This window comes from Sediminispirochaeta bajacaliforniensis DSM 16054 (assembly GCF_000378205.1).
Classification (GTDB): domain Bacteria; phylum Spirochaetota; class Spirochaetia; order DSM-16054; family Sediminispirochaetaceae; genus Sediminispirochaeta; species Sediminispirochaeta bajacaliforniensis.
Map to the genome: position 1 here is coordinate 75,437 of NZ_KB899414.1, position 25,640 is coordinate 101,076.

Below are 25,640 nucleotides of genomic sequence, written 5' to 3' on the forward strand. Positions count from 1 at the left end.
GTTTCGATGACTATTTTTATCATGATTGTATCTATTCTTCCCTTTTCCGTGTAGCCCTCGGTAGACCCAAAAGCTTCCACCGCCCTATACTTTTGTTTATGCTGGAATTGAAGCATTGTAGATATGCCTATCCTGAACATAGCGATACGGCTGTTTTTCAAGATATCTCTTTTATCGCAGAAAGGGGTAAGACCATAGCGATTCTCGGTCCTTCGGGCTGTGGCAAGAGTACCCTTATCGCCATGATCGCCGGCATTCTGCGTGGAGAGGGAGAGGGTATGATCAGCCTCGACAGCCGACCTATAGAACGAGGGCATAGGGGCATAGGTCTTATTCCCCAGCATTTCGGCCTGCTTCCCTGGCTTAGCGTCGAAAAGAATATCGAAGTGGGATTGCAGTTACGTCGGGTGGCAAAAAAAGTGCGCATGGCAAAGGCAGCCGAGGCCGCACGAACCGCGGGCATAGATCGATACCTCGACCGCTATCCGGAGGCTTTAAGCGGCGGAGAGCAGCAGAGGGTGGCCCTTGCCAGGGCCTTGGTTACCGAACCCGAATTACTGCTCCTCGACGAACCCTTTTCAAGCCTTGATGCGATCACCAGAGAGGGGCTCCAGGAACTACTCGCCTCCATCACAGACGAGAAGATGATCGTCGTACTGGTGACCCACAGCATCGAAGAGGCGGCATATCTGGCCGACGCCACCTTGGTGATGTCTCCCGGTCCGGAGAGCAGCGGCAATCTGATAGAACTACCGCCGAAAGGTGAGAAAAGCCAACGAAGCTCTCAGTCGTATTTTGATCGATGCAGGTTGCTGCGAAATGCCCTTGAGGAGGCATGCCGATGAAGCGCTTCTTTTCCGGTCCAATCATCGGCCTCGGCGTGGTCATCGTGCTGTGGGCCGCGCTCAGCTCCTTCCGCCCGGAAATCATTCCGCCGCCGCTTTCAACCTTTGCGCTCTTTTTTGCTCTCCTACCTGGGGCCCTGTTGGTCCATGCCGGGGCCACCATGCTTCGGGCTGTTACGGCAATTGTCGTTACCTCGATTATCGCCGTTCCTCTCGGGATCGCAGCCGGACGTTGCAGACTGATCGACCGCGTCCTCAGCCCGGTCAGCTACCTGCTCTACCCCATTCCCAAGGTGGCCCTGTTACCAGTAGTCATGCTGCTTTTCGGTCTTGGAAACCAAGCAAAGGTGATCCTTTTGATTTTGGTACTCTTTTTCCAGATGATGTTGGCGATACGGGATGCTGCCGCCAACATTCCCGATCAGTACTTTACCACCATAGAGGTCCTGGGCGGCGGTCCTTTGGCGAAACTACGATATGTCATTATTCCTGCGGGATTGCCCCGATATATAACGGCCCTCAGGGTGGGAACGGGAACGGCCCTTGCCGCTCTTTTCTTCAGTGAAACCTTCGCCACCCATTACGGCCTTGGTTTTTTTATCATGGACAGCTGGATGCGGATAAACTATCCGGAAATGTTTGCAGGGATCATTGCCATGGGTGTAGTCGGCGGTATAATGTTTGCCTTCATTGATCTGGCTGAATATCTGCTTATTCCCTGGAACCGACAAAAATAATAGTATCGGCACTCCCTTGCCTATCGGCCGGATTTTCTCGCTTCGATGGGCAAAAAAAAGCCGGCGCATCGCCGGCTTTTAGGGGCTTGTAGGATCCGGCCTAAAAGCCTTAAACCTAATCAACGCCTCACTTTGTTTTGAAAGAGAAACGCAGAACGTTTCCCGTCACTATGTTCTTCTTTTCTCCGCCGGGGCTCAAACCCGGCATATTCCGTAAGGTGGCTTCATGATCATTCCTCCTTATCAGTGATAGAAATGTACTACTCCTATGTACGGAAGTCAAATTTCACGCTGCTTTTTTTTAACAATATTCTGTACCGCCTGAAGCACATCCGCAGCCCCATCCTGGCCGTTTCCGGCTATCTCTGCAATCTTGTCGACACTTGCCTCGGCAATGGCCTCCAAGGAACCAAAAGTGCTGAGAAGCGCCGCGGCCCGCTTAGGTCCTATTCCGGGAATCGACTCGAGGGAAGAAAGCTTTACCCCTTTCTTTCGAAGATGCTTATTGAACCCAGTTGCAAAACGATGACTTTCATCCCGGACAGCCTGGAGGACCCGCAGGGCCTCATTACCTTCGGGAAGTCGCACCGGTTCGCCGCTTCCCGGGAAGTGAATCTCTTCAAACTGCTTGGCAAGGCCAATCACCGCCACATCTTTCAGCCCCACGGCATTGAGGATGCCTCTGGCGGCGTTCACCTGCCCCTTTCCCCCGTCGATCAGCACCAGATCGGGGCGTTCAAGTCCCTCGTTGACCACCCTGGTATAACGGCGGGCAACAACCTCACGGATCGCCTCGTAATCGTCGATTTTCCCTTCGAGGGTTTTTATGTGAAAACGACGGTAACTGCCTTTATCGGGGTTTCCATTATAAAAAGATACCATGGATGCAACGGGATATGTTCCGGAAAGCTGGGCGATGTCAAAGCCTTCGATCCGGCGAGGCAGCTTCTTCAAACCGAGAATTGTACGGAGCTCTTCCAGACCGGGGATATTGGCCTCAGCCTTGAGCCGTTTTTCCAGATCGTGCAGAGCATTATCCAGCACCATACGCAAGATACGGGAATGTTTCCCCTCCTCGGGGATGATGATGGAGACCTCTTTGTTCCGTTCATTCTTAAAAAAGGTGGCTACCAGCTTCGTGTCGAAGCCGCCGGAGGTAAAGACCGTTTCCGGAATATCCTTGAGTTCTCCGTAATAACGGAGAAAAAACTGAGAAAAGGCCTCATCTTCACTCGAAAGGGCCCGTCCGCGATAAAGATCCCGTCCAACTAATTTACCATCCCGCATGCGAAAGACGGCAAAAGAACAGAGTGAATCGTTCATGGCACAGGCAACATAGTCCCTGCTCTCTGAGCTGAAGTCGACCACTTCCTGGTCCTTGCCCACCGTTTCAACAGCGGAGATGGTATCCCGCAGTTCCGCTGCCTTTTCAAAATCGAGAAGGGAGGCAGCCTCCTCCATGCGCCGTCGGAGCCCGGCAAGGAGTTCTTCGGTCTCTCCCGAAAGCAGACGCCGCGCCCCATCCACATGGCGTAAATAACTCTCTCGATCGATTTTCCCGCAGCAGGGTGCAGAACAGCGGCCGATGTGGTAGTAGAGACAGGGGTGTTCACGCTTTTTGACCTTCCCTTTGCATTTGCGTAAAGGGAAAAGCCGTTCGATCAGATCAAGATAGACATCAATATCCCCCACATTGGTGTAAGGGCCGAAGTATTCCGATCCATCCTGAATGATCCGGCGGGTACGAAAGATCCTGGGGAAGGGCTCTGCGGTAATACGAATGACTGGATAGCTTTTTCCATCCTTCAGGTTGATGTTGTAGCGGGGCGTATGCTCTTTGATCAGGTTGTTCTCGAGCAGCAGAGCCTCATACTCATTGCCGGTGGTGATATACTCGATCCTGTCGATCCGATCGACGAGGACCCGTGTTTTGACATCCTTGTTTCCGGTAAAGTAGCTGGAGACCCGTTTTTTCAGGTTTTTCGCCTTGCCGATGTAGATAATCACACCGCCGGTGTCCCGCATAAGGTAGACACCGGGGCTTCCGGGAAAATCCCGCACCGTGGCTTTCAACGCTTCGTACACAAAAAAACTCCCGCCGAAAAGATACTTCCGACGGGAGCCTATGATCAACCCAAACCGGACTTTCTTCTCGTATAGATATCGTAGAAGACGGCAAGCAAGAGAACCAAAGCCTTCACGACATACTGCCAATCGGCCCCGATATTCATAAGAGACATACCGTTGTTGATGACACCCATAACCAGACCACCGGTAATGGCGCCGATGATGGTTCCGATACCGCCGGTAGCGGAAGCACCACCGATAAAGCAGGATGCAATGGCATCAAGCTCAAAGAGATTACCGGCCTGAGGCAGCGCCGAGTTCATGTATCCGGTAAAAACCAATCCGGAAAGACCGGTAAGGCCGCCCATGATAACATGGACAACGAAAGTAACTTGTTCCGAGTTGATGCCCGAAAGCTTTGCCGAACGAGCGTTACCACCGACTGCATAGATATATCGTCCGATTACGGTGTTTTTCGTGATAAAAACGAAGACGGCAATGACAATACCAAGCACCACGGCAATCATGGGAATTCCCCGGTAATCGGCAAATTTATAAGAGAGAAGACCGATCATGGCGATGATGAAGGCCTGCTTCAAGGCAAAGTAACGCATGGGAAGAACATCAAATCCCCGTCGCAGCTTTGCCTTTCTTGCATGAAAACTGCTAAAGAGGAAAAGGATAATCAAAACCGCCCCGACAATCAGAGCAAGGGTATGGAGTCCTCCGATATTAAGTGATTCAATGGTAATCGAACCGGATGTGATACGCTTAAAGCCGTCGTCCCGCAAACTGATCGGGGTCACATTGGTGATGATGTAGGTAAGCCCTCGGAACAGAAGCATGCCGGCCAGGGTCACGATAAAAGCAGGGATCCTGACATAGGCCACCCAAAAACCCTGCCAAACCCCTGCCACAAGGCCCACTACAATAGTAAGAAAGATGGTAGGAATGATGGGGATTCCGGCATTATAGATCATTGCGCTGATAGCGCCGATAAAGGCACAAAGCGATCCGACCGAAAGATCTATATTTCCGATGATGATGACCAGCACCATGCCCACCGCAAGGATGAGGATGTAGCTGTTCTGAATGAATATGTTGGTGATATTCCGCGAGGTAAAGTTCACGCCCCCGGTAAGAATGGAAAATACTACAAAAATCAACCCGAGCATGATAAACATCGAGTAGTTTCTGATATTCTCCTTTGCAAGCTGCAGGAACGTCACTTGCCCGCTGCCGTTTGTTGCTTTCGCCATCTATTTACTCCTGAAATCAGTTTTCAAGTGCCATATGCATAATCTTTTCCTGAGTCGCCTCGCTCCGGTCGAGTACCCCCTTTATCTTTCCCTCGTTCATTACATAGATCCGGTCCGCCATTCCGATTGCCTCCGGCATTTCGGAGGACACCATGATGACGCTTTTGCCCTGGCTCGCCAGGGTATTTAGGATCGTGTAAATCTCATATTTGGCGCCTACATCGATGCCACGGGTCGGCTCATCCACAACAAAAATTTCCGGATCGGCAAGCAGACAGCGACTGAGTACGACCTTCTGCTGGTTTCCTCCGCTTAGGTTCCGAACGAGCTGCATGATGGTCGGGGTCTTTATATTAAGCGATTTACGATAACGCTCGGCGGCATGGATCTCTTCAAAGTTATTGACGATGCCAAGCTTTGAAAGTTTATCCAGGCTTGAGTTGGAAATATTTGTCTTAACATCCTGAATCAGGATAAGCCCAAGATCCTTTCGATCTTCGGAAACATAACCGAGTCCATGCCGTATGGCCTCATGGGGAGAGGCGAAAGAGTGAGACTCGCCGTTGATAAAAAGCTCCCCCTCGCAGGAAGAGCCGTAGGATTTTCCGAAAATGCTCATCATCAATTCGGTCCGGCCTGCACCCATAGGTCCGCAAAAGGCAAGGATTTCTCCCTTGCGCAGAAAAAATGAAGCGTTATCCACAACCTTCAGAGTGTGGTATTCAGGATGATAGACCGTCCAGTTTTTCACCTCGAACACCACATCCCCAATATTGGGCGTCTTTGGGGGATACAGATGGGTCATATCCCGTCCAACCATATCTTTTATAATCATCGCTTTATCGACTTTTTCCTGCCTGGTGTCGTAGCTGCGGATCGATTTCCCATCGCGAAGAACGGTTATTGAATCGGCAATTTTCAGGACCTCATCGAGCTTATGGCTGATCATGATACAGGTAAGGCCACTCTTTTTCAGCTCAAGGATCAATTCCAAGAGTTTTTCACTTTCGTCGTCGTTGAGAGAGGAGGTCGGCTCGTCGAGAATCAGCAATTCGGTCCGCTTGGAAAGGGCCCGTGCGATTTCAACTAGTTGCTGTTTCCCTACTCCCATCTTGCTTACGATGGTTTCAGGTTTTTCTGTCAAACCGACTTTTTTCAAAAGGGGGGCCGATTCGACAAGCATCTGGTTCCAATCAACGATCCCCATTTTGGTTTTTGCATGACCTAAGAAGATATTTTCATAGATTGAAAGATAAGGACTGAGAGACAACTCCTGGTGGACTATGGTAAGCCCCGCCTTTTCACTGTCGCGGATACTTCGGAACGAGGTTTCCTTCCCATGCATGAAAACCGTTCCTTCGTAGTCACCCTTGGGGTATACCCCGCTGACCACCCCCATCAGGGTCGACTTACCGGCTCCATTTTCTCCGCAGAGGCAGTGGATCTCTCCCTTTCGGACGTTGAAGCTCACCTGGTCGAGGGCCCTGACTCCGGGAAAGTCCTTTGTAACATTTTGCACTTCGAGTATATATTCGCTCACACCGTTACCCTGTTACCCGTCATACGCACGACAACGGTACCCCCAAGGGTACCGTTGTCATGACCTATTCGACTGTTAATCGAGATCGCTTGCGGAATAGTAACCGCTGTCGATCATGATTTCCTGATAGTTGTCCTTGGTAACATTGACCGGCTCAAGAAGGTAAGATTTTACAATCTTTTTGCCGGTATCGTAGGTCTCTTCATCAAGACGGGCGCCCTTGATGTTGGGGGTCTCACCTTTCAGAAGAGCATCGGCCAGCTCGATGGCGGCGGTTGCAAGGTTTCTGGTATCTTTAAATACGGTCATGTACTGTTTTCCATCCCGAATATACTGAATGGAGGCTATCTCTCCATCCTGACCGGTTACAACAGGAAGCTTGTCCACCGTGTTGTACTTGGCATCGGTCGAAAGCGCTTCGATGATGGCCCTGGCGAGGGTATCGTTGGGGGCAAGAACGGCATCAAGTACCACACCTTTGGCATCGTTGTTGAGGAGATTCTCCATCCTGGCCTTGGCAAGATCGGGCCTCCAGTTTTCGGTAGCAATTCTGGTAAAATCGGCATCGGAAGATGAAAGGGGAGCAGGTCCGACGATTTCAAGAGAGCCCTTTTCTACGTAGGGGCGAAGAACCGACATAGCACCGTCGAAAAAGAAGTTTGCGTTGTTGTCGGTGGGAGACCCGGCAAAAAGGGTGATGTATTTCGGATTATCACTGCTGACACTCCCAAGGCCAAGAGCCTTTTCGATGGCAGCGCCCTGAAACTGACCAACCTTGAAGTTATCAAAGGTGATGTAGTAGTCGTAGTCATCGGAACCGGTAATAAGGCGGTCATATGCGATGGTGATGATGTCTTCCTTTCCAGCATCTTCGATAACCGAAACAACACCCTCGTTGACCGACCCGACGATGAGAAGTTTTGCACCCTTGGTGATAAAATCCTCGATTTGTTGATTCTGCTTGCTTTGGTCGGCATCGCCGTAGGCAACCTCTGCGGTGTACCCCTTGGCGGTAGCATCCTCAAGAAGTGCGGCACCATCTTTCTGCCACCGTTCAACATGGGTCTCCGGCATGGCAAGACCGATATCCAGCTTCTCTTTGGAACTGCAGGATGTAAACATGGTTACAGCAGCCACCAGAAGGACAGCAACACCAGCAACAATTCTTTTCATTTAAACTCCTCCGAACATGAATGGTTTTCTTCAGTATGGAGGGGATATGAACATCTGCACACAGGAGAAATTTGTCGACTACTTCAGATATTTTACCTGTATCACTATGAAAACAACATAATAGGATAATTTTGTGGTCAAAATTCTCCTTGTTGGTCGCGATAGACATCTTCAACCGAGTGAAAACCGTCCCGAATCACCGTTTCATCCATATTTTCCTTAAAAACAGCCCGCGGCATCTCAACGAAAAAAGGGATTTTGACCCCGCTGTCGTTCTCGATCATTCGATCGGGATCGGGCATCTCGCCTTTCGCCAGTTCAACGGAAAGAGCTGCCGCCCTGCTCGCCAGTTTCTCGATCGGTTTGTAGACGGTCATGAGCTGTAGCCCCTCGACAACCCGTTGGCACGAGAGGAGATCCGCATCCTGGCCCACTACAGCCACATCTCCGGCCATGCGACGTTCGGCAAGAAGCTGTATCGCGGCATTTGCAATCTGATCATTTCCAGCCGAGATGGCATCGATATCGGTAGTCCGCTCAAGCACCTCTCGGACCCTGACCGCGGCTTCGTCGCCACTCCACTGTTCAAGCCACAGCTCATCGACGATGTTGATCTGCCCCGCCTCGATATAGGGATCGATAATCTCATGCAGCCCGTCATTCACTTCATAGCTGTTGTTATCCCGTATCGAGCCGTTGACAATCAGATAGTTTCCCCGAGGTACCTTTGCCGTCAAAGCCTTTCCGAAAAGACGCCCGACCTCGCGGTTGTCGAAAGAGATATAGGCGTTCACCGGTACCCCCATGATCAGGCGATCGTAGGCCAACACCGGGATACGACGATCTCGCACTTCCTTAATGGCCCCCGCCAGCAAAGAGGTATCGTGGGCGAGAACCACCAGGATATCGATATCCTTTTCAAGCAAATAGTGAATTTGATCTATCTGGGCCTTTGCACCGCCGGCCGAGAGTTGAAGTATCACTTCTGCTCCAAGGTTTTTTGCCGCTGTCGTAAAAATTTTGATGTCCTTATTCCACCGTTCGATGATGAAGGTATCAGTAGCAATGGAAAAGCCGATGGTTACCTTGCCATCATCTTTTTTCCCGCTCTCTTTCTCCCGCCCTCCCCAGCAGGATGATAAGAGAATGAGGATGGCAAACATACAAACTGATTGAAATCTAACGTTCTTCATCATCTTTTTGCTCCTGAAGAAAGCTGGTGGGGGGGATCCCTTTCTGTTTCCGAAAAATCCGACTGAAGTAGTTGGGATCCTGATACCCCACCGCATAGGCTATTTCTTTGATGGGTAGTCTGTTTTCCAGCAAAAGTTCCTCAGCGACACGCATCCGAACAGAAGTAAGATAGTCGATAAACGAGGCTTCGAGATGCTCCGAAAAGAGGCGGCTGAGATAGCTTGGGGACACGCTGCAAAAGGAAGCGACATCGGAAAGCTGTAGGGGTTTCTCGTAGTTTCCCTGAATATAATAGACCGCTCGGGCAAGAACAGACGGAAGCTGCCGTTCCCGGCAGGGATTCTCAGCTTCAATTACAGCTCGAAGCGCTCGTCCCGCCCAGGCATCCCATTCCTCCTTTGTCGATAGAGCCATGATATCTCTGGCCGGTTCAAAGGGAAACGCCGGCGGTTGGTCTCCCCCGAGAGAACGGACAAGGTCATCAAGCAGGAGGGTAAAAAAGGCAACCATACGAGCTTTGGCAACATGGAAAGGAGAGGAACGAAATACATTTTCGCTATATCGGAAAAAAGAAGGATAAACATCATCCAAACCATGAGCCCTGGAAATTTGCCTTCGAAGTTCGAAGACCACCTCCCAATCCTCACCGACCCCCTGCTCTTCATCATCTTCCGATACATACTGTAAGGCCTCACCGCAAGAACGAAAGAAAGAATCGAAGGGGTGGGGATTTCCCAAGCCGGTGGTGACTCGTACTTCTTGGGGAACCGAACGCTTTACAATGGTGTCGAGAACGGAAAGAAGTCGCTCGGTCTCCAGATCACCGGGAAGAAAAACCAGTAGCTTTCCCAGATAGTCGGTGGAAAGCTGTTGATATTTGAGGGATATTTGCCTCACGATCTCCTCGTGCAAACGGCTGCGCTCTTTCACCTCCACCCCGGTAAGTTTGATGAGGTACATCGAAGCGAGATCGCTATCGATGGAAAAAAGTTGCCGATATCGATCCCACTCCTTGCGGTGCAGCCCCTTCCAGGTCGCCAGCAAGAGAAAATTTTTCTCTTCCCAAACCCTGGAGTTCATACTTCCTTTTACATTGTCCAGCCTGAGGGCATTACGTTCCCGTTCCAGGTCAAGATGACGGCGGGCCTGCTCCAGGGTATCAAGAAATTTTTTCCGGGAGATCGGTTTAACAAGGTAATCAAAAACTCCGAGGGGAATTGCCTTTTTTGCAAGATCAAAACGCTCGTACGCGGTAGAAAGCACAAACAACATGCCGGGATAGCTCCGCTGTAGCTCCTTTATGGTCTCCAGACCGTCGATGCCCGGCATGCCGATATCCATGAATACCAAATCGGGATGATTCTGGTGTGCCGAAGAGATGGCTTCGAATCCCGAATGAGCCTTTCCCGATACGGTAAAACCATCTGCAAGATGTTCGACCATATACGAAAAGCTATTGAGAACCGGTTCCTCATCATCGACGATCAGAACTTTATACACGGTTCCTCCTCCATGTCGATGGATATGACGACCTCTGTTCCACGATCAGGCCCCGACTGTATGGTGACAATATCCGGATTATCGGGATAGAAGAAATAGAGTCGCTGAATGACATTCTCCAGTCCCATCACCTTGGAAGTATGTTCCTGATCCCAGGAATAACGTTTGAGAAGAGAATCCATCATCTCCTTTGCGATACCGATTCCATCATCACGGACCGACAGCATAATCATCTTTCCCTCTTTCCATACCTTCACCGAAATGCTCCCCTTTCGATGAACCCCTTTAAAGGCGTGTATAACCGAATTCTCTACGAGAGGTTGCAGAATCAGGGCTGGGACCGAACAGGAATCGAGGAGAGGTTCCGGGACATCAAGCCTGCAGTCAAGGGTTTTCGGAAATCGGATCTTGAGAATGTAAAAATAGGAACGCAGTCCTTCAATTTCATGCCGAAGCGGAACGATCAACTTACGCTCGCGAATGTTATGGCGGAAGAAGGTTGCCAGATGTTCCATAAATTCGGCAGTCTTTTCGGCATCTTCCACAATAGCAAGCTGAACACCGGTATTGATCGTGTTAAAAAGAAAATGGGGATTCATCTGAGCCTGCATGGTATAGAGCTCCATACGCTTGAGCAGCTGTTCCATCTTCAAATTTCGCAGCTTTTCGTTCATGTATCCCTGTTCTATACTTTTCTGACGCTGAATTTCGGCAATATTGTGCCGAATATCATTCTTCATATCATTAAAGGCCTCGACTACCGCCTCTACTTCGCTTACGGCAGAGATATGAATATCCTCGATCTCGAAGTTCCCGGCCGACAGTTCCCCGGCCATCTGGGCAAGGCGGTGCATCGGATCGGTAACCTTGTTGATGGAAAAGAGCATCCAGGTTAAAGAAAAGAGAAAGGAAAAGACAATCATCAGAAGGTTCCGCAGCTGTAATTCCCGCGAGACATCGATAACCGACTCGTAAACAGCCAACTGCTTCCGTATTCCGGAAAGGCTAATGGTATCGATCCTCGTCGTCAGGTAGGCATTCAGATTTTTCATCTCTTCATATTTACGTGTATACTCGCCGATGGACCTTCCCCGCTTAAAGGCGATGGATTCTTCCACAAGGTCAAGATAGTTTCTCAGCATAAAGAAAATTTCCCGTTCGGCAAGCTGATATGCATCCGTCGTCACCGGGATTTCCTTTGGTATCATCTGGCGCAGTGTCTGTTCCCTGATAAGGAGTTCAGCCAATGCCTTGGAAGAACGGCTAGAAAGATAGGAGAGAATAGGGGTTCTGATTCGGGAAATTTCCAGCTGCAATTTCTGATAAAACTGCTCTTTACGAAATTGGGTGTCGACAATTTCCTGAAGTTCCATGGCGCTGAAAAAGACATACGACATGGAAAAAACAATGGTAACAAGGCCCAGAATGATATTGAGAAAGAGTTGCATCCGGAGAGAACGTTTCATTTTCCCTCCTCCACTTTCCGAAAGGCACTCACCTCGCTTTGCGTGACGATGGTGACACCCGTATCGACATAGCCGGCAGAGTGTCCGTTTCTCTTCAGCTCGAACAATACCTCGATTGCGTGATATCCGATGCTTCGGGGATTCGTCACAACGGTTCCTGCAAGAATGCCCTTCTCCACATAGTCGAGGATGGTCTCTTCTGCCCCAAAACCGATCAGTTGAACCGTTCCGACAAGGTTCATATCGATAAGTACCTGCGTCGCCGCAAGTGTATCCCTGGCGTCGGTAAATACGATGGTGGTAATCCCCGGTTCACTACGAAGCATCCGATAGGTCAGAGCCTCCGCATCCAGGGGATTCAGATTGGTCATTTTTGCAATAGGGGGAGACTCCAGCCTCTTGCCGAGAGCGGAGGTAATTCCCAAACCGACAAGATCCTTTTCCGCATAGATACCGGGAGATTTTTCACTGTAGACAACTGCTATCTGAAGAGGATCGCTGCTTTGCAACGCTATCAATTCCCCGATCTTTCGTCCGATATCAAAATTATTCGTGCCGACAAAGGGCCATGGGGCATCATCGGAAATGGTATGTTCGACGAGAACCACTGAAATATTGTTGGCACTCAGCTGCTCAAGGATCGTCCGCACCTGTTGCTCCTCAATACTCGGATAGATTACCGCTCCGTCGATTCCTGAAAAATGGGCCATCGCGAGGTCGGGAGAGCCATAGCCGACAGGGTGAAAGGAAAGTGCACAGTTATATTCCGTAGCAGCGGTTCGGGCCCCCTGGGCCACCTGATGAAAAAAGCTGTAGGACTCCTCGGGCAGAAAAAGAGCAAAGTGATACTGAGCACTTTCACCTGCACTTTCGTCGCTGGTAATTCGTGCAAGATCGACGATCGTGTGGAGCGAGAGGACAAAAAACGTAAGAAACAGGAAACCGAATAATGCCATCGGCAACCTTGCAAAACGATTCATAACATTAGTCCAAAATAGTCAGGATTATTAGTTCAGCGGCATTATATCATACATTAGGAGAGCGGAGGACTCGAAGAGAGGGTTTTACTTCCGGCAAAAAGCGTCGATAATAGATACAAAGCTGTGAAAACAAGAGACGTTCTATTGAACCAAATAGTGAGAATAGTATTTCTCACCGCAGTATGGGCTACCCTCCCCTTCCCCCTTATCGCCTCGGAAGTATTGATAGGCCGTTCCGCAGGGTGGGCTTCCTTACACCTTTTATCAGGTACGACACTGAGGGTCCCTTCGGACAGTGGGGAAACAGTTATCGGTGGCAACCGGATTAGCTTTGAAGAGAAATCTCAACAGGTTCTGATGCTCGACGAAGATTCTTATAGGCCGGATACAAATACCGACCTACTCCTTCATTTCGATAGAAAAAACGAGGTAAACGGCGGCTACTATCGTCTTATGGAAGACGGGGCCCATTATCCCCGGACAGAACGAAAATTCGGGCCGGGAGCGGCACTATTCCGCAAGACGGAAAATGAGATAGCGTTGGTGCCTGAAGCCTCTTCACTCCTGTACCCTGATACTCTTTGGAGCGACTTTACCATAGAGTTCTGGCTCAGGCCCCAATACCTTGAACAGGGAGAAACGATACTGCTGTGGCAGAGCAGCCGTCAGATCGAAAAGGAAATAGCGGCCCAGGAGATCCAGGTGTATGTCTCCGGCAGGAGCCTCACATGGCGCTTTGACAACATCTTTCTTCCTCCGGGAAATGGTCCGCTTTCTATAGAGATCGAGGGAAGAACACCTCTGGTACCGGAACAATGGCACCACCACAGCCTCTGTTTTAACGCAAAAACGGGAATGCTCCTTTATCAAGTCGATGGCAAGGATGAGGCAATTCGCTACATAACGGCTACAGGGCAGGAGGGATCATCGGTATTTCTTCCCTACATAGGCGGTCCGGAAGCCGAGCCTTTACGCCTGGGAACGGGTTATACCGGCTTTCTCGATGAACTGAGGATCAGCAAGTCCCTTATTGAAAAATCACATCTAAAACCCTATCCGCTGAAACGTGGAACGGCAGAGACCATTCCCATCGATTTGGGCGGTAAACACGCCAGGGTGGTATCCATCGAAGCAGACAGCAGCATCGAAGGGATGAGCAGGATAGGATACTTCTACCGACAAAGTGATACGAAAAGCGATTATGAAGAACTTGAAGGGGCATGGAAACCATTTGTTCCGGGTATGCCATTCCCGGTAGAAAGCAAGGGACGTTTTCTTCAACTTCGCTTTGAATTCTTTCCCGACAGTACGGGAAGCAAAAGTCCAATGCTTTCGGAAGTACACATCTTGTATGAACAAGACCCTCCACCAGTCCCCCCCTCACTCATCAATGTTGTTCCGGAAGACGGATCTCTGACAATAAGCTGGAATGCCGTATCCGCACACGATCTCTCCGGCTATCTCCTTTTGTACGGAACGGCCCCGGATGATTATCGGGGTAGTTCCGCACATGAGGGTATCAGCCCCATTAATGTAGGGGAAAATACCAGTATAACACTCACGGGCCTGGAAAACGGAACCCTCTATTTTTTTAGAATCGCAGCCTTCGATAACGACGATCCCCAGAGACCCGGCCCCTTAAGCCGGGAAGTGTACGGACGTCCAACACAAAACAACACGCAAGGAAGACCATAACAGTGACGCCCCGGGAACTTTACGAGCTGGCACGTGATGCCCTCAGCCTCCATGATTACGAAACAGCAAAGCAATATACCGACCAGCTTGAAAGCCTTTATCCGGACAATCTCAGCGTGTTGATCCTTTCGGGAACAATAGCCATGAAGCGCGGGCGTTTTGCAGAGGCTGCGGGAACCTTCGAGCGCATTCTCTCTTTTGCCCCGGATAATGTGGAGGCATTGAATAACCTTGGGGTTGCTCTACGAAGTACCGGTGATATGGACAGTGCCTTAACGTACCTCAAGCGTGCATACGAAGCAGGTCCTCAGAGGGCCGATGTTCAGTACAACATCGCAAACTGCCTCAAAAGCAAGAGAATCTACGATGAAGCAATCCGGTACTACCGTAATGCCATTTCTCTGAATCCCTCATTCAGTTTTGCTTATAACAATCTGGGAACCATCTACGAAAGCCAGGGCCACACGGACAGAGCCATTACAACATACGAAGAGGGACTTCAGTACGATACAAACCATCCTACCCTTCGTTACAATTTGGGCATCTCCCTGGAGAGCCAGGGAGACTACGAGGCGGCCATTCGGGAATACAGGCGCAGTTTGAAGAGCCGCCCAGGATGGCCTTCGGGAATCAACAATCTTGGAGTGGCCCTTCAAAAAGCAGGCAAACTCGAAGAAGCCGAACGGACGTTTCGGGACCTGGTGAGGATCGCTCCCGGCAGCGTAAAGGGAAACAATAACCTCGGAACTGTTCTCGCAGAACAGGGAAAGGCGGAGGAGGCCGAACGCTGCTACCGGAAGGCCCTTAGCCTGAATGCAGGCTACGGGAAAGCGGCCTTGAACCTGAGTTCCCTGAAGCGGGAAACCGAAAGCCCCGAAGAAGCATTAAAATCAATCCAGGCGCTGGCCGCCGAGTTTCCCGACGATGTTGCCCTCCAACTCCGTTTTGTCCAGGCATATATCGATGCAGGGAAGGTCCACAAGGCTGGGGTGATCCTTGCTCCTTTGCTGAAAAACGACCCGGACAACGGTGAAGCCCACTGTCTGATGGGAAGAATAAGAAGGCAACAAGGCAAAAAGGAACTTGCCGAACAACATTTCAAGCTCGCCCTAAAAAAAGATCCCCCGGCCATCGAAGCATGGCTTCATCTTGCATACATGGCAAAAGACGGTGGTGAGGTCGAGCAAGCAATGGGAGCGGTTGGGCGCTATCTTGAGGCAAAGGGGAATTCCCACGAAGGATCACTTTTACTTGCTGAACTACTTATTCAGAAGAACCTCTATACAGAAGCGTTGGAGATGTACCAGGAACTCTATGCAAAGAATTCTCTCGACCAGCGAATTCTTACAGGGCTGGTCAATGTGAATCGCATGATGGGCAATCAGGCCGAGGCCGTCCGTTTCGCAAAGGAACTTGTTCACACGAAAGAGGGGCTTGGGGACGATATAGAGATTGAGGAACTGGAGGAAAGTCTCGATCTCTATGACAAGATGACCGAAGAGTATGCCGAAGAACGGGAGAAAGAGTGGAAACAGCATCTTATGGCCCTGGCAAAGGAAGAGCACCAAGAACGGGAGGCCGAAAAGGAAACGGAGGAGGAGACTGAAAGCCTCATTGATGAAACCATTCCCGATTTCGGTCAGGATGAAGCATCAATCATCGATATCGGCGGCATTGAACCGGTTATTGCCATTGATGAAGAGGAAGAAGAGCTTGATCTTCGTGAGCTTGAAGAGGATATTTTCATCCCTGATGAACAAGATGAGAAGGATGAACCACCGGAACCCCTCAGAGAAGTGAAGTCCATCCAGGATGAGCCTCAACAGGTGCCGTCTCCCGGTGGAACGGAACGGTATGGAGCACCTCCTGCCCCCACAACTCCAGGCCCATCACCTCAACCATCAGAAACTACGCAGGATCCCAAACAGTCGCTCATGACTCAGCTGAACACTCCGGTCATATATACTGGAAAACCGCTACGTAAAGCACATCAGAAAGGCAATGCAACGGAAGAACCTATCGAAGAACTAAAACCGGTGGAGACAAGCGCTTCACACAAGAAAGAAAAAGAAGAACCGATTTCGGAGAATGCCGCAGAAGAATCGGCAGATTTACTTGCATACCTTGAAGGCTTGGCCCAATATCTGCCGGAGGAACTCCGGGAAAATTTTGAAGAAAGCGATATGCCGCTGAGAATGGAATCACTACGGGCTAAACTGAAAGGAAAGGAAGGATTAATAAAACGCCTTTCCGGGCCGACCGCAGTGATAAAGCCGGAACCGCTTCCGGCCGAACCTCTTCGTAAGGCCAAGGTGAAGGACAGCTTCGCCTTCTTTGATGAATTGGCTTCCTATTTACCGGCAGAAGAGGTAAAAATATCCCTAAAACAGCGTATTGGAGCCATACTGAGACAAATCGACGGAGAGTCTGAATGAGTGAGGATCGAGAAAAAAATCTAAGAATCGTCGCGCTGTACATTAATAAAATGCCGAGTCTTCCGACAAGTGTTGCAAAGGTCATGGAGATCAGCAATGATCCGAATGCAAGCCCCGCCGATTTAAACCGAGTCATCAGCATTGATCCGGTTCTCATGGGTAGGGTCATGAAGCTTATTAATTCCGCTTATTACGGTCTTAATCAACGAATCACCAGCCTTGTTCGGGCGATCATCATGCTCGGCATCAACACCGTAAAGAATCTTGCCCTCTCTACGGCCATTCTGGGAAACCTAGGCGGCAAAGAGCATTTCCAGGCTCTCAACATGGATGGATTCTGGCGCCACAGCCTCTGTGTCGGCGTTACCGCCAAACAGATAGCGAAAAAAAGGAAGGTCGATCCGAGAAAGATAGAAGAATTTTTCGTCGCGGGCTTGCTTCATGATATTGGAAAGATTCCCTTGAACAATCGTCTGTCGGATCAGTATTTTCTTGCAATGAGTACCGCGGATCGGGAAACAATGCCCCTTTATAAGGCGGAAAAGCGGGCAATGGCGATACATCACTGTGAAGCCGGACAACTTATTGCAAAGACCTGGAATCTCGGCCAGGAGATCAGCGACGCCATTATCTACCATCACACACCCTCAGCGTATGAGGGGAAGCACCGGGAGATGGTGCTGACCATAGCCGCCGCCAACTACCTTGCGAACTTCCTGGAGATAGGCTTCTCCGGCGACCGCTACCCGGAGAAGCTAGCTCTTGAGCTTTTTGACGAAATAGGCGTCAGCTTCGACTGGCTCGAGGAGATCGAAGAGGTAGTGAACGAGGAAATCGAGAGGGCGAGGATATTCCTCAAATTGGGAGGTGAAGCATGATGAAGGTTCGTTTGTGGGGGGTTCGCGGTTCCATCCCTTGCCCCGGCCCAACAACGGTCCGGTACGGAGGCAATACCGCCTGTATCGAACTGAGAGTCGGCGATGACGAACGCCTTTTCATTATCGATGCGGGTAGCGGTATCCGTCAGCTTGGTGATTATCTTATGAAAAACGACCTTCCCAAAGGGCCGATTAGAACAAAGATCTTTCTCAGCCACACCCATTGGGACCACATCATGGGCTTTCCCTTTTTCACCCCCATTTTCATTCCGGGAAGTGAGCTGGAAATCTACGGTCCCGTCACATACGAAGACGAGGGGCTGGATCGAATCGTCGGCGATCAGCTTCGATATCGTTACTTTCCGGTAAAGCATAGTGAATTGGCCGCAAAGATCACCTATCATCCGCTGAAAGAACGCAGCATGGAACTCGGAGACGGGCTCTGGCTCACCACCAAGTACCTCAATCATCCGATTCTTTGCCTTGGATATCGCTTTGAGTATAAGGGAAAGGTCTTTTGTACTGCCTATGATACCGAACCTTTTCGTAACGTATTCCCCGAGGATCCGGAGGATCCCAATTACGACTCTGCCGCGGCAGAAGAGGGAGCCTTGGCTGCACGGGAAGAAAATGAGAAGATTCTTCGCTTTTTCCAGGGGGCCGACCTCCTTATTCATGACTCCCAGTACACCCTCGAGGAGTACAAAAACGGTAAGGTCGGCTGGGGACACTCCACCTTCGAATATGCCATCAATGCTGCACACAAGGCAGGCGTGAAGAAACTGCTGCTTTTCCATCACGATCCGAACAGAAGCGATGATCAATTGGAAACGATAGTGGACGAATACCGATCGAAAATTACAGGGAAAAGCGAACTCATTATCGAAATCGCACGGGAAGGTTCCCTCTATTCGATTTAATTACTTGCGATAAGTTTTCTGCGGGATATAATTGGAAAGATAAGGAGATGTAGTTGGCGTTTAAAAGCGTGCACCGCAAACGAAACCTTTCTCATGAAATAGCTGCGTCCATTCGAGAAGCGATTTTTCAGGGGGATTATCCGGAAGGAAGCGCCATCCCACCGGAGCCGGAATTGGCCGATCAGTTTGGTGTCAGCAGGGCCGTCATACGGGACGCCACACGGATTCTCGAAGCACGGGGTATGATCGAGATCATCCAGGGCAAAGGCATGTTTGTCACCCCCGATGCAAACGAAGCCTTCGCAGAGGTTTTGCTGAATGCCCTAAAAAAGAGGGGAGCCGCCACAGCCGATGTGGAGGGTGTAATCAGATATCTGCTTCCCGAAGCCTGTGGAATGTTGATCGCACAAGAAAACGAAAAATCCCTTGATGAGGTGGCAAAGGCCATCACAGCGTATCAAACCCTTCGGCTCAAGGGGACTGAGGGGGCTAAGCTTACAGTCGCCTACCGTAACGTTGTTTCTCTCATTTTTCTGCTGAGCGGAAACAGGGTCATGGGCCTCATCGGGCCAGCACTTCTGAAACTGACCCCTTCCCGAATCGCCGACGAGGGTGAAGAGCGCTTTTCGGACCTCTTCCTTACGCTGCTCGGGTCGGTAAACTCATATACGGCACGAGAACGAATACGGGAGCTGTTGCGTAGCGATTCTCAGGGTGGGCTTCTTGCACAGGCCTCGGAATTACGCCAGGAGGAGCTGCTGCTTCCGTGAAAGCACCTCCGTCGGCACATATCTTTCCCGAAACTGAACAATATTGTTCCCTTTCCCATGAAGAACGTCGTTTTCTGAAATCGGTATGGGTACGATATCGTTTTACCTTTCAGGAGATAAAACAGCTCATCGACTTTGCATCCGATGTGGAAATGTGGAATGAGGGGGAGCTCTCCTCTCTATGGAACCCCGATCTCATTGCCCGCAACTATCCAAAGCTATCGGGAAAACCACTAAGAAGAAAGCTGATTGAGGGAGCGGAAGAAGTATGGGAGCGCTTACGGAAAGGGCCTAAAAGCTACGACACCTTCTCTCCTCCTGCTTCATCGGATCTGGGAGGAAAAAGCATACCGATAGACGCTCCGCACCAGGGTGAGATCCTCGGCACCTGCCCGGTTGCAAGCGAGCGGACACGCTGCTGCAATCTCGAGACCCTCGATGTGGTAAAACAGTGCGGTTTTGCCTGTTCCTATTGCAGTATTCAATCATTCTATGATCAGGGCCGGGTCTATTTTGTCGACAACCTCGACGAAAAGCTTGAAGAACTGGAACGACGATTTATCGCCGAACGGAAAAGCGGAGAAACGAGGCTGCGTCATATCGGAACCGGACAATCATCCGACTCCCTTATGTGGGGTAACAGAAACGGGCTACTGGAAAAGCTAAGTGGCTTTGCAGAGCGAAATCCCGAAATCATTCTCGAACTGAAAACAAAATCGGCCAATACATCCTGGCTGGAAGGGCACCAGCTTCCTTCGAACATTCTTGCAACATGGTCCCTTAATCCACAAACCATCATCGATGCGGAAGAACACCTGACATCATCTCTGGATGACAGACTTGCCGCTGCCCGACGATGTGCTGATAAAGGAATAGCCGTCGGATTTCATTTTCATCCCATCGTCCATTACGACCGTTGGAAACAAGAATACGGTGAACTTTTCAGACAGGTGCAGGAGCTTTTCTTACCGGAAGAGGTGGTCACCATAAGCTTCGGGACCCTGACCTTCATTCGCCCCGTCATTCGACAACTTCGGCGTCGAAAGCTGCGAAGTAAAATTTTGCAGATGCCTCTTAGCGATGCAGAGGGAAAACAAAGTTATCCCTTTGAGATAAAACGTGAGCTTTTTTCCTATGCCTACAACAGCTTTTCAGGAGCATGGAAGAGCGGTGTCTTCTTCTACCTCTGTATGGAGGAAATCGACTTATGGGAGCCGGTTTTCGGCCGTAGCTATTCGGACAATGAGGCCTTTGAAAGGGATATGAAGCAATCCTATCGCAAGAAAATGGATTCGATCGCCTACTTGAAAAAAGCTTCCAAAATGGTATAATTTCTTCGCATTACAGGGGGCTGTAGCTCAGCTGGATAGAGCGGTTGGTTCGCAATCAACAGGTCGTGGGTTCGACTCCCATCAGCTCCATTATCCTGTACCCAGAAAACCGGTGAGCCTTGCGCGGCCGGTTTTTTTCTATCGAATTACAATGGGGGCACGTCTTGAACTTTTCCGTCAACACATTTCACTTCATCCTTCCGACAGAAATTCGCTACGGTAAAGGAATCATTCACGAGCTGCCAGTAGTGCTCAAAGAAACCTCGGTCAGAAGGGTTATGCTGATCACCGATACGGCCATTCGCCGCCAGCCTTTCTGTCAGGAAATCATCAACCAGCTCAAAAATGGAGGAATTGAGGTACACCTGTTTGACGGTGTCGAGGCCAACCCCAAGGATCACAACGTGGAAGAAGCGGCACGGCTTGCCACCGATTTGCATGTCGAAGCCTTGGTTGCCCTCGGAGGCGGGAGCCCCATTGATTGCGCCAAGGCTGTCGGCGTCGTTGCAAGCCACGGAGGAGCGGCTCGTACGTATGAAGATCGGAATCTGATAGTAAAGCCGACCTTGCCGCTGTATACCATTCCCACCACGGCAGGAACAGGAAGCGAAGTGACCTTCAGTTCAGTCATCACGGACAGCCGGGAACGATTCAAGTTCACCATAAAGTCTCCCGCCATCGCCCCGAAGATAGCCTTTATCGATCCTGCATATACCCACTCCATGCCTGCCGGACTCACCGCAGCAACGGGACTGGATGCACTTACCCACGCTATCGAGGCCTTTACCGCCAAGGTTGCAACTCCCTTATCCGACGCGGCTGCCCTTTATGCTATTGAACTTATCAACAGCAATCTCAAACAGGCGGTCTTCGAAGGGGAGAATGCTCAGGCCAGAGAGGCCATGATGATGGGAAGTCTTCTGGCGGGAATTGCTTTCAGCCATTCGGATGTTGCGTCCGTTCACTGTATTGCGGAGGCCTTAGGCGGTAAGTACGATGCCCCACATGGAGTTTGCAACGCAATCGCCCTTCCCGTTGTGATGGAGTACAATCTCGCTTTTGCTGCTGAACGTTACGCACGTGTGGCAAAAGCCATGGGTTTTCACTTTTCCACGGAACAGGAAGGAGCAGAAATCGCTGTCAGGCGGGTACAGCAGCTGGCAAAGGAAATCGGACTTCCCGAATTTCGTTCTCTTGGGGTCCGGCCTGAGGATCTGGACGAGCTTGCGGAACACGCGATGCAAAACGGAAGCAACAGGGACAACCCCAGGCCGATGGAAAAGAGCGACTACCTCTGCCTTCTGAAGACTCTTATGAATCAGAAGTAGCTACTGCATCTCTTCGCGGCCGCGTTCGATGACACAACCGGTGTGGTTGAAAATGCCGCCGATGGGCGCAGCCGGCTTTTTTACCGTCACTTTCACCCTGGATGCAGGGGTATCGGTAAAAACCTCTTCGATAATGCGATAGGCAATCCGCTGAATCAATTTGTGTTCCTCATTTTCGACAACCCTTTTGGCAGCCTTAAAAAGGGCCACATAGCTAATCTCCCATACAAATTCATCCTGTTCGCACATATCGGTCATATCGATCAACGCTTCAATATCTACAATAAACTCCTGCCCCAACTTATTTTCTTCGGGGAAATAGCCGTGAGTCCCCCAGAAACGCATTCCTTCAACAAGCAGAATATCCTCTTTTCGCATAAACCGACCTCCGTGAAGATGATCATCGCATCATAGAGATTTCGGTCTAAAGGTTCAAGATGTAGATGTCTGTACAAGATGAGCAACCTCCTGGAGCACGGCTTGCGATTCGGGAAGGGGAAGCATGATGCCGGGATGTACCAGGCCTTCGATCTCATGAAGCTCGACATTACTCCCGACTTCCATCCCTTTTTGGCGCAGACGACGGCAGTCGGCAAGGAGCATATCGTTGGTTCCGACAAAGATGGTAATTGGGGGAAGAGACTTCAAATCTCCGTAAAGGGGGCTTACGAGGAAATGGGCCGGATCAGTGCTTCCCGCATAGGAGAGCCCGGCCGACTTAAGGCCGGATCGGTTAAGACAGGGGTCGCGGGAATCCAGCTCGGCAATGTCGGGATTTGTCATGGTGACATCCACCCATGGCGCAAATAAAATGAGGCGGCAAGGGGCACGAAGCCCTTCATCTCTGGCCTTCTGGGCCAGAGCAAGGGAAAGCCCCCCTCCTGCAGAATCCCCCATCAGGATAATATGCTCATATCGGGCGGAAATATCGCGATAGAGAGGTAGAATCAAATCGAAAACATCCTTCACCGTCGACCTTGGAGCCAGGGGATAATCCGGTGCAGTAACGCTAACTCCGAGGCTGCGGGCCAAGTTACCGATAAGATGCCAATGAAGACGGTGGAATCCCATAATATAGGATCCACCATGAAAATAGATGATATGGATACTCCTGCTCCGCTGCTTTGGTGCGATGGTCCAGACATCGCTCCCCATCCTGGTCTCACAGGAGACGTCAAAATCCTTTCTCATCCGCTTGGAAGGTTTTGCATCGATAAAGTTCATGAACGCGTTGGTTAGGGGCATAAGACGTTTCGTACCGATGGCTCTGAAAAACCGCTCAGCCCGCTTGCTGTCGACACTCTGCCGCATTTTCTTCATCAAATCCCCGCTTGCCCAAATTTGTGTTCACCGTTTAAGGGTATACTCACCTCGCCTGTGTTGTCTGATTCCTTTAATCAACAAATATGCGGCAAAGATCACCGTTAACGGAACCACTATGTATAACACAAGTCGAATAAACAGGAAAAGATGGGGGCTTGCCGCCGCATCGAGGATAAGATATGCGATGTAGATACAATAGTAGAGAACAAAAGCGACACCTTCACCGCGGCTGATCTTGTGACTTGTAAGAAAAACGGGGAGACAGGCCAGAGCGGAAAAAATCATAACAGGCAGGTCCACATGCAACGTGGAAGAAGCAACAGGTACCCCCGAAGGAGACGCAAGGCCAGATAATCCCAAAACGGCAAGGATATTGAAAAGACTGCTGCCGACGGCATTACCTACAGCAATATCCCGCTCTCCCCTAATACCGGCCATGATACTGGTGGCAAGTTCGGGGAGGCTGGTCCCTATCGAAACGATGGTAAGGCCGATAATAAGATCGCTGACTCCAAAGAGCTCCGCGATAGCGACCGCACCATTAACAAGCACATTACTTCCGAAAATAAGCATCCCGACGCCGATACAGAGAAGAAACAGATTCACAAACACGGCTTTCGGACCGGTTTGTTTGAGACCAGGTACCTCATCAGGAATAGAATGATCATGTTCTTCTCCGAATCGCTGACCATATTCGTCAGAAACATCGGAAGATTCTCTTCGACTCGAATGGATCGACCACCAGGTGTATGCAACAATCAAAACAAAAAGAAGTACACCGTCCCATCGGGAGATCACACCGTCAAGGGAGAGCACCAGAAGCAAAAAAGAGGCTCCGACCAGTAGGGGAACCTCCTTACGGATCACCTGAGCGTGTACCACAAGGGGTGCAATTAACGATGCAACACCGAGAACAACAAAAGTATTGAAGATATTGCTTCCGACCACATTACCGACTGTGATCCCCACCTTACCGATCAAAGCAGATTTAAGGCTTACCGCAGCCTCCGGTGCACTCGTACCGAAAGCGACCACTGTCAAACCGACTACCAGCGGAGAAATACCAACTAAAAGAGCAAGTCGTCCTGCCCCTTTTACCAAAAGATCAGCACCGTAGGTAAGCAAGATAAAGCCTATAAGAATCATTCCAAGAGATAGCAGCATGATGATCTCCATTAAGCATTCAGTTACGACTCTTTATATAGAGTATGCTTCACCGATCTCAAGGTCAACAGGAGCTAAAGAACTACAACCACCCCGGCTTGAATAAGATCATCGACGAGATGACGCTCCTCTATGGGGTTGCCTCGAAGATTTACGAATCGCAAGGCAGATAGCTCAAGAAGAGGCGCGATATCCTCAATCTCGTTGTCTTCAAGATCGATAATCTCAAGGGAAGAAATTCCTGCAAGCGGTGTAATATCACATATACTATTGCCTGCAAGATAGAGTTCCACCAAATGGTCTGAAGAGCCGAGTTCCCCAACCGATGTGAGATTGTTCCAAGAAGCATCAAGGGCAGAGATGTTGGTACAGAATTCAAAACCGTCCAGATCATAAAGGCCGTAATGGGAAACATCGAGAGGACCATCGAGATGGGAAAACTCAAAAGGAGAGATCTCAATATCGAGATTCCCCACCGAATCAAACTTTACGGCATCCAGAAAAGAGAGTCCCTCAGCATCTTCCCATCGGCTCTCAACATCGGCATCATCGACACATCCCCATATGCCGTCATCCCATATATGCTCCTCTCTGTAATCCCGGATATCGAAATCGACACGCCGTTTCGGCACCGAGGCGCTTCGACGAAAAGCAAGAAGAGAAGATAATTTTTCCAGGGCCTGCACATCCTCCCGTTCTATGGCAGATCGAAAATCTTCACATAGATGAGGGAGCTTGTCAGGATGTACCATAGCCACAATCCGATAAAAAAGGGTCCTTGCCGGAGCAGAAACCACTTCCGGCCCAAACCCCGCCCGCTCGGCATAGGCTCGCAAAAGCGCGACATCCCCACCGCGGTGGGCTTCGATGACCAGCCGTGTAAGCTCCTGAAGCCGAGCACTCGTCAATTGTTTTTCAACGGATTCCTTCAATGTTGCTATCGGTGATACAGGGTCAGCCATAAACACTCCCGAAAGACGGCAAAGGGTACTGCCTTATAGAATATATATGTCAGAAATATTGAGCCATAGGTCT

The 25,640-nt window shown here is 50.2% G+C and carries 21 protein-coding genes and 1 tRNA gene; 10 read left to right on the forward strand and 12 right to left on the reverse strand.

What is annotated here, in order from left to right; translation table 11 throughout:
- The first annotated feature begins 98 nt into the window (after positions 1 to 98).
- The gene (locus F459_RS0109950; RefSeq protein WP_020612579.1) at positions 99 to 845 is read left to right on the forward strand and encodes an ABC transporter ATP-binding protein; all 747 of its coding nucleotides are present in this window, start codon (positions 99 to 101) and stop codon (positions 843 to 845) included.
- The gene (locus F459_RS0109955) at positions 842 to 1,582 is read left to right on the forward strand and encodes an ABC transporter permease (protein ID WP_020612580.1); all 741 of its coding nucleotides are present in this window, start codon (positions 842 to 844) and stop codon (positions 1,580 to 1,582) included. The genes F459_RS0109950 and F459_RS0109955 overlap by 4 nt, the downstream gene beginning before the upstream one ends.
- A gap of 279 nt (positions 1,583 to 1,861) precedes the next feature.
- On the opposite strand, the gene uvrC is transcribed toward F459_RS0109955, so the two are convergent.
- The 8 genes from uvrC to F459_RS0110000 all read right to left on the reverse strand — a co-directional run bounded on the left by uvrC (position 1,862) and on the right by F459_RS0110000 (position 12,761).
- On the reverse strand, positions 1,862 to 3,667 hold the full coding sequence (gene uvrC / locus F459_RS0109965; protein WP_033301539.1) for an excinuclease ABC subunit UvrC: 1,806 nt from the start codon (positions 3,665 to 3,667) through the stop codon (positions 1,862 to 1,864).
- A 44-nt stretch (positions 3,668 to 3,711) separates the two neighbouring features.
- Positions 3,712 to 4,908, reverse strand: coding sequence for a multiple monosaccharide ABC transporter permease (mmsB, locus tag F459_RS0109970; protein ID WP_020612582.1), 1,197 nt, complete (start codon positions 4,906 to 4,908; stop codon positions 3,712 to 3,714).
- Positions 4,909 to 4,924: 16 nt separating this feature from the next.
- Entirely contained in the window at positions 4,925 to 6,448 is a 1,524-nt protein-coding gene (locus F459_RS0109975) for an ATP-binding cassette domain-containing protein (protein WP_020612583.1), read from the reverse strand.
- 75 nt (positions 6,449 to 6,523) lie between these two features.
- Positions 6,524 to 7,621, reverse strand: a complete 1,098-nt coding sequence (locus F459_RS0109980) for a sugar ABC transporter substrate-binding protein (RefSeq protein ID WP_020612584.1) — start codon at positions 7,619 to 7,621, stop codon at positions 6,524 to 6,526.
- A 137-nt stretch (positions 7,622 to 7,758) separates the two neighbouring features.
- Positions 7,759 to 8,814, reverse strand: coding sequence for a substrate-binding domain-containing protein (locus tag F459_RS0109985; RefSeq protein WP_033301542.1), 1,056 nt, complete (start codon positions 8,812 to 8,814; stop codon positions 7,759 to 7,761).
- On the reverse strand, positions 8,801 to 10,315 hold the full coding sequence (locus F459_RS0109990) for a response regulator (RefSeq protein ID WP_020612586.1): 1,515 nt from the start codon (positions 10,313 to 10,315) through the stop codon (positions 8,801 to 8,803). The genes F459_RS0109985 and F459_RS0109990 overlap by 14 nt, the downstream gene beginning before the upstream one ends.
- Entirely contained in the window at positions 10,300 to 11,781 is a 1,482-nt protein-coding gene (locus F459_RS0109995; protein WP_020612587.1) for a sensor histidine kinase, read from the reverse strand. Before F459_RS0109995 ends, F459_RS0109990 begins: the two co-directional genes overlap by 16 nt.
- Entirely contained in the window at positions 11,778 to 12,761 is a 984-nt protein-coding gene (locus F459_RS0110000; RefSeq protein ID WP_020612588.1) for a sugar ABC transporter substrate-binding protein, read from the reverse strand. The genes F459_RS0109995 and F459_RS0110000 overlap by 4 nt, the downstream gene beginning before the upstream one ends.
- 156 nt (positions 12,762 to 12,917) lie before the next feature.
- On the opposite strand from F459_RS0110000, the gene F459_RS0110005 reads away from it, so the two are divergent.
- The 8 genes from F459_RS0110005 (at position 12,918) to F459_RS0110040 (ending at position 22,118) form a co-directional block, all read left to right on the forward strand.
- The gene (locus F459_RS0110005; RefSeq protein ID WP_020612589.1) at positions 12,918 to 14,456 is read left to right on the forward strand and encodes a LamG-like jellyroll fold domain-containing protein; all 1,539 of its coding nucleotides are present in this window, start codon (positions 12,918 to 12,920) and stop codon (positions 14,454 to 14,456) included.
- 2 nt (positions 14,457 to 14,458) lie between these two features.
- Positions 14,459 to 16,891, forward strand: coding sequence for a tetratricopeptide repeat protein (locus tag F459_RS0110010; RefSeq protein WP_020612590.1), 2,433 nt, complete (start codon positions 14,459 to 14,461; stop codon positions 16,889 to 16,891).
- The gene (locus F459_RS0110015; RefSeq protein ID WP_020612591.1) at positions 16,888 to 17,769 is read left to right on the forward strand and encodes an HDOD domain-containing protein; all 882 of its coding nucleotides are present in this window, start codon (positions 16,888 to 16,890) and stop codon (positions 17,767 to 17,769) included. Before F459_RS0110010 ends, F459_RS0110015 begins: the two co-directional genes overlap by 4 nt.
- Positions 17,766 to 18,689: an MBL fold metallo-hydrolase gene (locus F459_RS0110020; RefSeq protein WP_020612592.1), complete on the forward strand. Its 924-nt coding sequence runs from the start codon at positions 17,766 to 17,768 to the stop codon at positions 18,687 to 18,689. Before F459_RS0110015 ends, F459_RS0110020 begins: the two co-directional genes overlap by 4 nt.
- Positions 18,690 to 18,742: 53 nt before the next feature.
- On the forward strand, positions 18,743 to 19,459 hold the full coding sequence (locus tag F459_RS0110025; protein WP_020612593.1) for a FadR/GntR family transcriptional regulator: 717 nt from the start codon (positions 18,743 to 18,745) through the stop codon (positions 19,457 to 19,459).
- Positions 19,456 to 20,790: an SPL family radical SAM protein gene (locus tag F459_RS0110030; RefSeq protein WP_020612594.1), complete on the forward strand. Its 1,335-nt coding sequence runs from the start codon at positions 19,456 to 19,458 to the stop codon at positions 20,788 to 20,790. Before F459_RS0110025 ends, F459_RS0110030 begins: the two co-directional genes overlap by 4 nt.
- A 16-nt stretch (positions 20,791 to 20,806) precedes the next feature.
- Positions 20,807 to 20,880 (forward strand) — tRNA-Ala (locus tag F459_RS0110035).
- A 74-nt stretch (positions 20,881 to 20,954) separates the two neighbouring features.
- Positions 20,955 to 22,118: an iron-containing alcohol dehydrogenase gene (locus F459_RS0110040; protein ID WP_020612595.1), complete on the forward strand. Its 1,164-nt coding sequence runs from the start codon at positions 20,955 to 20,957 to the stop codon at positions 22,116 to 22,118.
- On the opposite strand, the gene folB is transcribed toward F459_RS0110040, so the two are convergent.
- The 4 genes from folB to F459_RS0110060 form a co-directional block, all read right to left on the reverse strand.
- Positions 22,119 to 22,496, reverse strand: coding sequence for a dihydroneopterin aldolase (gene folB, locus F459_RS0110045; RefSeq protein WP_020612596.1), 378 nt, complete (start codon positions 22,494 to 22,496; stop codon positions 22,119 to 22,121).
- A 54-nt stretch (positions 22,497 to 22,550) separates the two neighbouring features.
- A complete protein-coding gene (locus F459_RS0110050) occupies positions 22,551 to 23,438 on the reverse strand; it encodes an alpha/beta hydrolase (RefSeq protein WP_020612597.1) in 888 nt (295 codons plus the stop codon).
- A 27-nt stretch (positions 23,439 to 23,465) separates the two neighbouring features.
- Positions 23,466 to 24,605, reverse strand: a complete 1,140-nt coding sequence (locus F459_RS0110055) for a calcium/sodium antiporter (RefSeq protein ID WP_020612598.1) — start codon at positions 24,603 to 24,605, stop codon at positions 23,466 to 23,468.
- Positions 24,606 to 24,679: 74 nt separating this feature from the next.
- Positions 24,680 to 25,567, reverse strand: coding sequence for a leucine-rich repeat domain-containing protein (locus F459_RS0110060; protein ID WP_020612599.1), 888 nt, complete (start codon positions 25,565 to 25,567; stop codon positions 24,680 to 24,682).
- Between the last annotated feature and the right edge of the window lie 73 nt (positions 25,568 to 25,640).